This is a genomic window from Stenotrophomonas sp. 05L414_2, from assembly GCF_056397905.1.
Genome location: NZ_JBFTOJ010000127.1, coordinates 1 through 12,186, shown reverse-complemented (window position 1 = coordinate 12,186; position 12,186 = coordinate 1). Strand labels below are relative to the sequence as shown.

Annotated in this window: 11 protein-coding genes; 2 read left to right on the top strand and 9 right to left on the bottom strand. The window is 65.9% G+C overall.

Going from position 1 to position 12,186, the window contains the following annotated elements; genetic code table 11:
* Window positions 1-103: 103 nt before the first annotated feature.
* The gene (locus tag AC1DJN_RS16110) at window positions 104-2,455 is read right to left on the bottom strand and encodes a GH92 family glycosyl hydrolase (RefSeq protein WP_478039475.1); all 2,352 of its coding nucleotides are present in this window, start codon (window positions 2,453-2,455) and stop codon (window positions 104-106) included.
* A 463-nt stretch (window positions 2,456-2,918) separates the two neighbouring features.
* Between AC1DJN_RS16110 and AC1DJN_RS16105 the strand changes: the two genes are divergently transcribed.
* Window positions 2,919-3,167 (top strand): hypothetical protein, encoded by a 249-nt coding sequence (locus AC1DJN_RS16105; RefSeq protein ID WP_025874402.1) that lies wholly within the window; start codon window positions 2,919-2,921, stop codon window positions 3,165-3,167.
* A 66-nt stretch (window positions 3,168-3,233) separates the two neighbouring features.
* Here the strand turns inward: AC1DJN_RS16105 and AC1DJN_RS16100 are convergent, their stop codons facing one another.
* A complete protein-coding gene (locus tag AC1DJN_RS16100) occupies window positions 3,234-3,557 on the bottom strand; it encodes a thioredoxin family protein (protein WP_442251783.1) in 324 nt (107 codons plus the stop codon).
* A gap of 5 nt (window positions 3,558-3,562) precedes the next feature.
* Entirely contained in the window at window positions 3,563-3,979 is a 417-nt protein-coding gene (locus AC1DJN_RS16095) for a baeRF12 domain-containing protein (RefSeq protein WP_032974590.1), read from the bottom strand.
* A gap of 527 nt (window positions 3,980-4,506) precedes the next feature.
* Here AC1DJN_RS16095 and proP point away from each other — a divergent pair.
* Window positions 4,507-6,054, top strand: coding sequence for a glycine betaine/L-proline transporter ProP (proP, locus tag AC1DJN_RS16090; RefSeq protein ID WP_478039477.1), 1,548 nt, complete (start codon window positions 4,507-4,509; stop codon window positions 6,052-6,054).
* Window positions 6,055-6,103: 49 nt separating this feature from the next.
* Here the strand turns inward: proP and AC1DJN_RS16085 are convergent, their stop codons facing one another.
* From AC1DJN_RS16085 to AC1DJN_RS16060, 6 genes are all read right to left on the bottom strand, one after another.
* Window positions 6,104-6,724 (bottom strand): hypothetical protein, encoded by a 621-nt coding sequence (locus AC1DJN_RS16085; RefSeq protein WP_313444657.1) that lies wholly within the window; start codon window positions 6,722-6,724, stop codon window positions 6,104-6,106.
* Window positions 6,725-6,759: 35 nt separating this feature from the next.
* Entirely contained in the window at window positions 6,760-7,413 is a 654-nt protein-coding gene (locus AC1DJN_RS16080; RefSeq protein ID WP_099842614.1) for an ATPase, read from the bottom strand.
* Window positions 7,414-7,416: 3 nt separating this feature from the next.
* Complete coding sequence (locus AC1DJN_RS16075; protein WP_025874396.1) at window positions 7,417-7,758, bottom strand: type II toxin-antitoxin system prevent-host-death family antitoxin; 342 nt, start codon at window positions 7,756-7,758, stop codon at window positions 7,417-7,419.
* A gap of 99 nt (window positions 7,759-7,857) precedes the next feature.
* A complete protein-coding gene (locus AC1DJN_RS16070) occupies window positions 7,858-9,318 on the bottom strand; it encodes a surface lipoprotein assembly modifier (protein ID WP_478039473.1) in 1,461 nt (486 codons plus the stop codon).
* 90 nt (window positions 9,319-9,408) lie between these two features.
* Window positions 9,409-10,173: a Slam-dependent surface lipoprotein gene (locus AC1DJN_RS16065; protein WP_478039470.1), complete on the bottom strand. Its 765-nt coding sequence runs from the start codon at window positions 10,171-10,173 to the stop codon at window positions 9,409-9,411.
* Between the two features lie 56 nt (window positions 10,174-10,229).
* Window positions 10,230-12,186 (bottom strand): TonB-dependent receptor domain-containing protein (locus AC1DJN_RS16060; protein ID WP_478039468.1); only part of this gene is annotated, 1,957 nt, incomplete at its 5' end.

Below are 12,186 nucleotides of genomic sequence, written 5' to 3'. Positions count from 1 at the left end.
CTACCAAGGGCGCCTCAATGCGGTGTGCGCGGTTCCGGTAGACGCCAACCTTGGTTGGCGCCGCCCCTCAACCGCCGGGCATGGCCCGGCGCTACCGTGGGTGTCACCGGCTCATCGAATACGGTACCTGCGCGCCCTGCCCCGGCCAGTCCTTGTTCGGTTCGGCCTGCATGGTGAAGTGCAGCTCGCCACCGGCCAGGATCTCATCGTGGCGCAGGAACGTGCGCTGCAACGGCGTGCCGTTGAGGGTCACGCTGCCGACATAGGTGTGCTTGTCGTCCAGTCCTTCGGCCACGATGGTGAAGGTCTTGCCGTTGGGCAGCCGCATTGCGGTCTTCGGCAGGAACGGGCGGCCGAGGATGTACTCGCCCGAGCCCGGCGCTACCGGGTAGAAACCCAGCGCGGTGAACACGTACCACGCCGACATCTGGCCCACGTCATCGTTGCCGGCCAGGCCATCGGGACGATCGGCATACTGCGTGTCCATGATCTGCTTCAGGCGTGCCTGCGTGCGCCACGGCTGGCCGGCATGCGAGTACAGGTAGGCGACGTGGTGGCTGGGCTCGTTGCCATGCGCATACCAGCCGATCAGGCCGGTGATGTCTTCCATGTGCTCGAAGATGGCCGGATCGACCTTCGCGTTGAACACTTCATCCAGGCGCGCCAGCAGTCTGTCACTGCCACCATGCGCTGCGGCAAGGCCGGCCACATCCTGCGGCACGTACCATGAGTACTGCCAGGCATTGCCTTCGGTGTAGTCGGTGCCGTAGCCACTGGCGCTGGGGTCGAACGGCGTACGGAAGCTGCCATCGCGCTTGCGCGCACGCATGAAGCCGGTGTCCTTGTCGAAGGCGTTGCGCCAGTTGCCCGCGCGCTTGTCGAAGGTTGCGGCGACATCGGCCTTGCCCATCGCCTGCGCCATGCGCGCGATGGTCCAGTCATCGAACGCGTATTCCAGCGTCTTGCTGGCTGCTTCGCCCTCCTCGTCGATCGGCACGTAGCCCAGCTCACGGTACTGGGCGATGCCATCGTAAGGGCCGTAGTTGGCAGTCTGCACCATCGCCTTCAGCGCCTTGTCCGCGTCGAAGCCGCGAATACCCTTCACGTAGGCATCGGCGATCACCGGCACCGCGTGGTAGCCGATCATGCACCAGTCTTCCAGGCCATGGAACGACCACACCGGCAGCATGCCGTAAGGGCTGTGCTCGTGATGGGCCAGCATGGAATTGACGAAATCGCTGTTGCGCTTCTCCGGCTGCACCAGGGTCAGCAGCGGATGCAGCGCCCGGTAGGTATCCCACAGCGAGAACGTCGAATAGTTCGTGTAGCCCTTGGCCTGGTGCACGGCGTTGTCCGCGCCGCGGTACTGGCCGTCGGCATCCATGAACAGCGTCGGCCCCAGCAGCGTGTGGTACAGCGCGGTGTACGCGCTGCGACGCGCGTGTTCCGGTGCTTCGATATCCAGCACCGACAACGCCTGCGTCCACTCCTGCTTCGCCTGCGCGCGCACACGGTCGAAATCGAAGTCGGCCACTTCCGCATCGAGGTTGGCGATGGCGCCCGCCTCGCTGACCGGCGAAATGGCCACCTTCACCACCAGCGGTGCATCCAGCTTGCCGAAGTCGAAGGTGCCCACCAGCTGCCGCCCCTCGATCTGCGCGCGCTGCGCCGGGTCCTTCTCGCCCGGGGGCGCGAAGCCCTTGTAGACGATGTCCTTTTCGGTGTTGTGCAGCGCGTGGCTGGCCAGCGGTCGCGAGAAGCGCATCGCGAAATACAGCTGGCGGCCGGCGGCCCAGCCACGCGTCTCGCGGAAGCCGGTGATGGTGCCATCGCCACGCACGCGTACCCGCGACCACAGGATCTTGCCCGGGTAGTCATACATGCTGGTACGCATGTCCAGCAGCACCTTGGCTTCGCTGCCCTTCGGGAACGCATAGCGATGCACGCCCACGCGGGCGCTGGTGGTCAGCTCGGCGCRCACCTTGTAGTCGTCCAGGGTGACCGCGTAATAGCCCGGTTCGGCCTTCTCGTCATCGTGGCGGAAACGCGAGGCGTAACCGCTGCGTGGCTTTTCGGGGTCGCCGCGCTCCAGGCCAGGGTTGCCGGTGAACGGCATCAGCAGGATGTCGCCCAAATCGGAATGACCGGTGCCGGAAAAGTGCGTGTGCGAGAAACCGACGATGCTGCTGTCGTCGTAACGGTAGCCCGCCGCCCAGCCGTAGGCCTTCTCGCGCGGCTGGATGCGCGTGTCCGGGCTGAGCTGGACCATGCCGAACGGCACCGTTGCGCCGGGGTAGGTATGCCCCTCACCGCCGGTGCCAATAAAGGGATCGACCGAGGCATAGGCCTTGTCGGCGGCGGTCTTGGCCGGGGCGGCCGCAGCCAGGCCGGAGGCGAACATCGCCGTGGCGGCGACAGCGATCAGGAGACGACGGTCCAGCGTGGGCATCGGCATTTGGATCGATTCAGGTGGTGGTCAGATCCTAGCACCGGGGTGACGGTGTCGCATGCTGCAGTGCGGATGCCGCCTTCAACGCATGCATCTGCAACCGATTGGATGGATCGACACTGGAATTGAAGGGATGCTGCCAAGCCTGGCGGGCCCATTTCGATGCGAACGCGCAAGCGGTTGTCGGAATGGGCACTACCGAGAAAAAATCAGCCCGTAATTGGAGACTTTCAGATGCAGTGCCGGGTGGAACAGACCGCCAATGCGTGTGCAGGATATCCGCGCAGCGCGAACACCGCTGCCGGGTGTGGAACCCCGAAACGGGCTTTGGGAGCTGCTTGCCGTGACTACGGCGGGCGGTGCGCGGCGGCCGCATGGCCCTCCGGCTTTTCCCAGAGCTCAGCCGAAGTTCCAACCCCGCACCGCCCGCCACCCTTGCGGTGGCCACGTCCCCTCAAGGAGCCATCGCATGTCGCATGAACCGCCCATCCTGACCCCGGAAATGGAATCCCTGTTCTTTCGCATCGAGCACGCCCTGAACACCGCCGAGGGCATGGCGATGATGATCGGCGAGAACGAACCGGCCGACCCGCAGGCGCATCTGCGCCCGGGCTACAGCCTGCAGAAGATCACTGTGGCGATGATGGCGTTGAGCCAGCATGGCCGGCGATTGCTGCATGAACTGCGCGAGCAGCATGTGCGGGTGACGCTGCATTGAAGCGGACATCGCCGGGGAAATGAGCCGAGCGTGGCTCGGCTCCATGAAGGCCACTGAAGAGGCCACTCAATCCGGCAGCGCGCTCTGCAGCGTTGCAAGATCTGCCGCATCCACCGGCCGCACCACGCGCGCCACTTCCGTGCCATCACGCAACAGGATCACGGTGGGCCACAGCTTCACCTGGAACGAGCGGCCCAGCGGCTTGCCCTTGCCGTCTTCGATCTTCCAGTGCGGCAGATCGTGTGCCTCGACGAAAGCCTGCAGTGCCGGTTGCGCGGCCTGGCAATGGCCGCACCACGGTGCACCGAATTCCAGCAACAGCCAACCGGCCTGCGCATCCACCTCCGCGCGGGCCGGCTCGGCTGCCACAGGGTCACGCATGAAGGGCATGCCGGTTACGCCTGCAGCGTGCGCTGGATGTCTTCCAGCGGCGCGTTGGTGAGATCCTTGGCGATGTCGGCCAGCAAGCGAGACTGCGTCTCCTTGTGCAGCAACGGACGGATGCGGCCCAGCGTGGTGGGATCGGCAATCAGCACCAGATGCGCATAACGGTTGTTGAGCGCGTCTTCATTGAGCTGCTCGGCCACCTGCTTGGCGAAGGTCGCCTCGTTGAGCTGCGAGATCGACATGTCCTTGGGCACCGCACCGGATGGGCCCTGACCGGACACACCCTGTTCGCTGATGTCCTGCAGGCGCAGCTCGCCTTCCTGTTTCAGGGTGAGCTTGTGCTCGTTGCCGACGTTGGTGAACACGCGGGCCGAGCCACCATCGGCGACGATAACCAGGGTGCCTTCGGGAATGCGACGGGTCATGCGTTACTCCTTGCGTTGGTTCGTGACCACCGTAAAAGCCGGGGCGTGAGCGAGGCGAGCACAACATGTTCATTCGATGTGCGTGGGTCATGTGCATGAACAGGCAACATGGAACGCTGCGTTCGTACTGGCGCGATTCTCGGCACGCTCACACTGTAATCGTTATCATGAACGCATGATCGACACGACCCACTGCACGTCAGCACCTGTTGCTGGCCTGCGGGAAGCACTGCCGACCGGCGCTTCGCTTTCCATCATTGCCTCTCCCTCGCCTTTCCATCGCCTCGCGCTGGATCCCGGCGGATGACGCCTGCGGGCCCTGCCCCGCCTGTTCCCTGCGCCTGCCCCACCCGCGCGTGCGCTGACACGTAATCGGACCCATCCGTTCGTCCTGCATGTCGCTCTGCGTTCTGGCAGCGGGCAATGCGTGTTGCGTGCGCGGCGTTTCATCGCACACGCCTTTCGCCCCCTTCCGGGTCTTCCATCCGATGCCCCTGCGCCTGCTGCGCCAGCATCGCCGTTTCCGAATTCCGGGACATTCGTACCGCCCATTCCAACGCCATTTCCATTCTTCCAAGGGAGTCCCCAYGCAGGACAACTCCGATGCCCATGCCCATTTCGGCTGGTTCAAACGCCGCCGCCATCTGAAGGTCGACGAGATCACCGTTGTCGACAAACCCATGCTCAAGCGCGCCGTCGGCGCCGCTGCACTGGGCAATGCGATGGAATGGTTCGACTTCGGTGTCTATGGCTATCTTGCCGTCACCATCGGCCAGGTGTTCTTTCCCTCCAGCAATCCCACCGCGCAGGTGATTGCCGCGTTCGCCACGTTCACGGTGGCCTTCCTGGTACGCCCGCTGGGCGGCATGGTCTTCGGGCCCTTGGGCGACCGCTACGGGCGCCAGAAGGTACTGGCCTTTACCATGATCATGATGGCATTGGGTACGTTCGCCATCGGCCTGATTCCCTCCTATGAACGCATCGGCATCTGGGCGCCGGTGCTGTTGCTGCTCGCCCGCGTGGTGCAGGGCTTTTCCACCGGCGGCGAGTACGGCGGCGCGGCGACCTTCATCGCCGAGTACTCCACCGACCGCAACCGCGGCCTGATGGGCAGTTGGCTGGAGTTCGGCACGCTGGGCGGCTATATCGCCGGTGCCGGTACGGTGACTGCACTGCACATGCTGTTGAGCAGCGAGCAGATGCTGGACTGGGGCTGGCGCATTCCGTTCCTGGTGGCCGGCCCACTCGGCCTGCTGGGCCTGTACATGCGCATGCGGCTGGAGGAAACGCCAGCGTTCCGCGCGTTCGCCGAAGAGGCCGAGAAGCGCGACCATGAGCGCCCCGGCCTGGTCGACCTGTTCCGCGTGCACGGCCGCCAGCTGATCGTCTGCATGGGCCTGGTGCTGGTGTTCAACGTGACCGACTACATGCTGCTGACCTACATGCCCAGCTACCTGAGCGTGACCATGGGATATGCGGAGAGCAAGGGCCTGCTGCTGATCATCATCGTGATGCTGGTGATGATGCCGTTGAACATCGTGGGTGGCCTTTTCAGCGACAAGCTGGGCCGGCGGCCGATGATCATCGGCGCCTGCATCGCGCTGCTGGTGCTGGCGGTGCCGAGCCTGCTGCTGGTGGGCAGCGGCAACGACGGGCTGATCTTCCTTGGCCTGATGCTGCTGGGCCTGGCGCTGGTGTGCTTCACCAGTTCGATGCCGTCCACGCTGCCGGCGCTGTTCTATACGCCGGTGCGCTACAGCGCGCTGTCCATTGCGTTCAATGTGTCGGTGTCGCTGTTTGGTGGCACCACGCCGCTGGTGACCGCCTGGCTGGTGGAACGCACGGGCGATCCGCTGGTACCGGCCTACTACCTGATGGGCGCGGCGGTGATCGGCCTGATCACGATGATCTTCGTGAAGGAGACCGCCGGCCTGCCGCTGCGCGGTTCGCCGCCGGCCGTGGGCTGCGACAAGGAGGCGGCCGCGTTGTTGAAGAGCGATGCACCGGTCACGGTGGACCGCGCCCTGCCGCCGTTGCCGGACGTGGCCGAACCGGAACAGGTGACCCCGGCCTGAGTGGCTGCGGTGGCGCCAGGCATTGCCTGGCGCTGCCGTCAGCACAGGGCTAGTCGGCGCGGGTCAGCTTGCCCGGGCTCCAGCGGTACACCCAGGCATGCTGACCTTCCGGCGGGCAGGCCACCTTGCCTCGCACGCACAGCTTCGAACTGCGGGTGCTGTTGAAGGTCACGCGGATGCGGTCACCGTCCATGGTGATCGTTTCCATTTCGCCGGGGATATGCACGCTGGCGTCATCGGCGTAGCCCGAGGCGCGGATCAACGCGTAGGTTTCGTCGTCATAGGCGGATTTGCCGGGTGACGTGGCCTGGCCCCGCGCATCACCTTCGGCCAGCGGGGTCATCACCACCAGCTCGTTGAGCTGCATCGCGCTGCCGGTCTGGGTCGCGGTATAGAGATAGACGATCTCCGGGCGGCCGTCGCCATCGAGGTCGGCATTGCCGGCCCACAGCGGGCGGTAGTCGTACTGGCTGTCGGTGCCCGGGTGCAGGCGCAGCGATGCCTCGGCGGTGCGGCGTGCCTTGTCGTAGCTCATCGGCTCGTTCGGCGCCTCGACCTTGGCATCGGCCGGCGTTGCATCCTGGGCCAGCAGCGGTGCCGCTACCGTCAATGCCATGGCCACCACCAGCGCGCGCAGGCCAGTGGCCTGCCAGTGCTTCCGCTCGTACATCCGTGTTCCTCGATCAATGAATCTGCGGGCTCGGATCATCGCACAGGCGGGCCGGCAAGCGGCGTACTGTCGGCATGCAGTTCCATCGCGCGCATGACGATGGGCTTGGCCCAGTCCGGGGTGTGCAGCAGCTCCACCACCGACACCGGATACTGCAGGCCCTGGCGATCCAGCGCCAGCACCGGCAAGGGGGCAACACGCCCATAGCGATCGGCCGGCGCGCTGTTGTCATACACATGCAGTTCGGCCAGGTGCGGCATCAATGCCAACAGGTTCTCGCGTGCGGAATCGAAGCGTGCGCGGATCTTGTCCTGCGGGATGTCGTGGCCACCGGCGGCAACGCGGGCCGCCACGCGAGCAACATGCAGTTCGACGGTGGCCAACCCGCAGAACCAGATCGCCACGTCATGCTGGCTGCAGGCCTCGCGCAACAGACGCGGAATGGTGTTGCCGCCCAGGGTGGTTTCAAAGGCGAAGTCGCTGCCGTCGGCGATCGCCTGGCGCAGCCGTCGTGCGCCCTCCTGCCACGCTTCGGCGTTGGCGTCGGCCAACGGCCAGCCCGCCTCCACCAGGCGCCGGGTGAAGCTGTCCGGGTTGTACCAGCCCAGGCCGTCGGCCTCCAGCCAGGTGCCGAGCAGCGAACTCTTGCCGGCGCCATTGACGCCGGCCAACGCCAGGATCCGCCCCATGATTCAGAGCGGACGGCCGAGCGCGACCTTGTGGCCGCGGCGGATCGGCTTGCCCATCACCTTGCCCAGCCCCTCACCCTGCTGCAGCCCGGCCAGCGCCTGGTCGAACTCGCTGCGCAGGCGCGACAGCACGTCGCTGCGCTCCTCGCTGTCGCTGCCGCTGGCCCTGGCCAACAGCTCCTGGTAGGTCTTGATGTCCACGATCACCGCCTCGGGGTGATTGTGGTTGGTGATGACCAGCGCCTGCTTCTCGCGCACGGTACGCATCAGGCTGGGCCAGCCACGGGTCTTGACCGAGGATGCCGGGGCCTTGTCCAGGCCGGGCAGGTCGAGCGGGAGGGTCATGGCACGGCTCCAGCGGAAGGATATGTGGCCACTATACCCAATTTGGCCAAATTGGGGATTAATGGACTGCGCCCCCCCCTTTGCGCCGCGCCCGACGGCTCAGAACGCCCGTTCCCATTTCAGGCTCAGCAGACTGCGGTCGTGGCTGTACAGCCAGTCCACGTTGCTGTCGATGCGTGCGTAACGCAGGCTCAGGCTGGGGACCAGCCCAGCCACGGCCAGGCGCTCGCTGCGCACGATGGCGATCAGGTTCTGCTCGCTGTCCTGCCGACGCGCCTCCAGCAACGGGCTCCAGGCATCGTAGTCACGCTCACGCAGCGACACGAACACCGTGGCCGTGGTGCCGCTCCACTGGCGCGCTGCGCCCAGGCGCAGGCCGCGTTGCCGGTAGCCGTTGGCGGGATCGGCGGCGCTGCTGTCACTCAGGTCGACCCCGGCAAACACCGTCCAGCGCGGGTTGAGCGCGCGGAACCAGGTGGCATAGATCGCCGCCAGTTCACCGTCGTAGTTGCTGGCCACGCCCTGCTGTCGATAGCGCTGGCGTTTCCAGTCGGCTTCCAGCTTCAGCAGGCTGCGCGGATCTGCGGCGAACTGCCATTCGCCATGCATGCCGGCACCGCCCTGCAGCGCGTGGTTGCCGAGTCCCTGGTAATCGTAGCTGGGCGCCAGCAGCAAGGTATGCCGTGCGCTGCGCCAGCTGTAGCCGGCCTGCACGCTGGCATTGAGCTCGTTGTAGTCGCTGTGCCCACGCCACGCCTGGCCGAACGCCAGGCCGCGCAGGTACAGCCCATGGTGGCCGGCCAACGGCAGGCGCCGTTCCAGGCTGACGTCGTAGTCCAGGCCGAACGCTGCCTGTGCATCGGGCAACCGGCGTTCGATGAAGCAGGTGGTGCCGTCACCAAACAGGCAGGTGCGGCTGGCCGAACTGCGGTTGATGTTGTCGCTCCAGGCGGGGCCGGCGGCGATGCCACCCTTCCAGCGCTGGCGTGCACGCAGGGCCTGCAGGTAGCCGTCCACCCGCGTACGCACGCCCGCCGTTGCAGGGTCGCCGCCATCGATGCCGGCTGCGATCGCCTCGAACAGGGCGATGGCATCGCGGTCGCGCTGGTCTTCGGCATACACGCGCGCCAGTTCCAGCCGCGCCGGCAGGAAGTCCGGCTGCGCGGCGAGCACGGCCTCGTATTCGGCCGCGGCCTTGCCGTGCTGACCACCCACGCGCGCCAGCGCACCCTGCGCGTAGTGGCGCAGCAGCGGATCGTGGCCAGGCAGTTCGATGTACTCGGCAAGGAAGGCGGCCGCGGCCTGCCATTGCTGGTGCTGCAGCGCGAGATAGAGCGCCTGGCCGAGGTCGTCGACAGTGCGCTCCACGCGGTACTGCTGGCCGTCGAGGGTGATGGTCGGTCGCTCGTGCTCGGCCTGGCGCAGGCGCTGCTGGTCCTGCTGCTGATGACGCAGCTCGCTGCCCTGTTCGAGCACAYGGCGCAGGTCATCCTGCTGCGCGTGGGCATTGTTGAGCGGCCAGGCCAGCAGCAGGACGACAAGAAAGAGAAGGTGGCGCATGTTCGATCCGGTTGAAGCACTATCGCAGGCCGAAGCAGGGACTGGCGGATCGCGGCTTGTCCCTGCCCTGCCCCGTCAGGGGCGTGGCGATCAGTTCTTGCTGCCGCCGAAGGCGGTGTCGTACTGGCTGTTGCCGGCGAAGGTGGCGATGCCGGCCAGGGTGGCGGCGTTGGCACCGAAGAACTGGCCCTGGGTGCTGCCCGACACCGAGCCGTTGGCCACGGCCGTGCCTGCGAAGGACGCATTGGCGCTGTTGATGGCAGCGTTGACGCCCACGGTCAGGCCGCCACCGGCGATCTGGCCGCGCAGGGTGCCGGCACCGAAGTCGGCGCGGAACGCACCGGTCAGCAGGTTGCTGCCGTTGAACTTGTTCAGGCCCGCCACGCTGTAGGTGGCCACGCCTGCCGGCAACGTGGTGCCTGCACGGTCACCAGCGAAATAGACCTGGCGGTTGTTGAAGCCACCGGCGGCGCCATCCTTGGACCATTCACCAAACCAGACATCGCCGCTGCCCACCTTGACGAAGTTGAAGTGGCCCATGCCGGCGTGGTTGCCCGGGGTGCCGGTGATCGGCATGGCCAGGGTGCGCACGGTGGTGCCGTTGACAGTGGTGGGTGCCGAATAGGCGCTCAGGCCCTGGAAGTCCACGCGGGTGCCACCGGACACGGTGCCGACGCCGATGCMGGCCTTGCCAGCGACGTGCGGGCCACCATTGACCTGCGATTCGCCGACATTGACGTTCAACTGCGGATCGGTGACGGCGCTGGCGGCGCCGACGATATCGGCAGCATGGGCGGCACCGGCCAGGGCCAGGCTGGCGGCCACGGTGAGCAGGGAGCGGGAGAACATTTTCATGGAAAAACTCCTTGGATTGAGGGAACTACAGGTACAACGCTTGAATCGGTGAGGCGTCAGAAGCGCGCGGTGACTGCGAGCTTGAGGGTGCGACCGGGCGCCGGCAGCGTGGAGCGCGTGGCCGGGTCGACGTAGTAGCGGTTGCCGAGATTGCTGCCGACCAGTTCGACGCTGGCGTGGTCGTTGAAGCGCCAGCGCGCATAGGCATCCACCGTGGTGATGTTTCCCCAGGTGAACGGCACGTTCTGCCACAGCAGGCTGCTGCCGCCGGCCAGCAAGCGGTCGCGGTAGGCCTGCAGGTCCGGGTTGTGGTGACGCCGGTAGTGCATGATGCGGCTGCCCAGTTCCAGCCGCTCGTCGAACAGGCGGGTGCCCAGCGACAGGTTCACCGACAGCTTCGGCACGGCCTGGGTCAGCAAGTAACCACCGACGAAGCCATCCTGCACGCAGTTGGGCACCAGGCCGCGGTTGGCATCCAGCTGTACTGCGGTGCTTTCGTCGCACACTTCGTTTTCAAGGGTGCGGGCGATGCCCAGGTCGCTGAAGAAGCGGCGGTTGTCGAAGCGCGCCTGCAGCTCAATGCCGCGCAGGGTCTGCTTGTCGATGTTGTCGAACAGGAAGTACGCATCGCGCTCGATCACATCGCGGGTTTTCTGTACGTAGTAGCTGAGCTTTACGTCCGCATCGGCGGTGCCGTCGAACAGCGCAGAGAGGTTGTGCACATAACCCAGCTCGTAGTTGTAAGCGTGTTCGGGCTTGAGCGGATACAGCGGATTGAGGCTGCTGGAAAACGCGATGGTGCTTTCGAACATGCTGGGGAAGCGCTTGGCCTCGGTGTAGCGGGCATACAGGCGCGCAGCAGGCGAGAAATGCACGGTGGCCGAGAACGTGGGCAGCCAGGCATGGTCGCGGCGGCGGCTGTTGTGCGCCTGCACCGCCTGCCCCTGCACGGCGTTCTGCACCCGGCAGGTCTGGTCGGTACCGAGCACCATCGGCAGCAGCCCGGGGATGGCGGCCACCTGGCCGTTGAGGCACGGGTTGCTGGCTCGCGTGTAGTTGCCATCGGCATCCGCTGCCCAGGCGATGCTGTGCTCCACCGGCACCGGCGTTTCGTACTTGCTCAGCAGGTTCTTCAGCAGGTCGTCGACCAGCGAGCCCATGCCGATGCTTTCCCAGAACTCACGCTCCGATTCGATCGCATCGATCTCTCCCTGCAGGCTGGCGGGGCGTGGTGGCAGCTCGTTGACCCGGTAGCGCGCCTCCTTGCTGCCGACACTGCGGGTCAGCAGCTCCGGATGCGCCTGCAGGAAATCGTCGAACGCCCAGTAGCGGCTGTAGCGCACACCGGCGTTGAGGGTAAGGAACTCGACCGGCCGCCATTCCAGGCTCAGGTAGCCCTCGCCTTCCTGGCGCCGGCCGGCGCGTGGGTACATGCGCCAGCCGTCGGTTGCGCCGAAGTACGGATCGCCCGAGCGCAGTGTTTCGTACTGCCAGTTGCCACCCACGGTCAGGTCAAGCGTGGAATGCAGGCCGAAGCGGTTGCTCAGGGTCAGCCCGGTACGATCGTTGCGGGCATTGGCCAGGGCGGTGTTGCGCAGGATCGGACTGCGGCTGGAATCCCAATCGGGGTTGCCCGAGGCGAAGTTGGGGAAGCCACCAGCGGTGTAGGTATCGCTGTTGGTTTCGGTTCGCCACAGGTTGGCGCGCAGGTCGAGCCAACGACTGCCGGCCGGCTGCCAGCGGTATTCCAGGTTCCAGGCATCGGAATCGACCCGGCTGAGCGGCCACTGGATGCGCCCGTAATCCGGTGCGGACAGGATGCGCGAGGGCATGATCTCGCCATAGTGCGAAAGCGTGTGCCGCCAGGTGGCCTTGAGCTGCTGGTCGTCGGTGATCTGCCAGGTGGCCTTCAGCAGCCACGACTCCTGTTCGCTGGACGTGTTGGGCACTTCATCACCCGGCTTGAAGTAGCGCGCCAGCGTGGTGATGTAGTCGATGCCCTGGTATTCGTAC

Coding starts and splice junctions, on each gene's coding strand:
- AC1DJN_RS16105 (WP_025874402.1), top strand. CDS start 2,919: ATGTCGCATGAACCGCCCATCCTGACCCCGGAAATGGAATCCCTGTTC.
- AC1DJN_RS16100 (WP_442251783.1), bottom strand. CDS start 3,557: ATGCCCTTCATGCGTGACCCTGTGGCAGCCGAGCCGGCCCGCGCGGAG.
- AC1DJN_RS16095 (WP_032974590.1), bottom strand. CDS start 3,979: ATGACCCGTCGCATTCCCGAAGGCACCCTGGTTATCGTCGCCGATGGT.
- AC1DJN_RS16085 (WP_313444657.1), bottom strand. CDS start 6,724: ATGTACGAGCGGAAGCACTGGCAGGCCACTGGCCTGCGCGCGCTGGTG.
- AC1DJN_RS16080 (WP_099842614.1), bottom strand. CDS start 7,413: ATGGGGCGGATCCTGGCGTTGGCCGGCGTCAATGGCGCCGGCAAGAGT.
- AC1DJN_RS16075 (WP_025874396.1), bottom strand. CDS start 7,758: ATGACCCTCCCGCTCGACCTGCCCGGCCTGGACAAGGCCCCGGCATCC.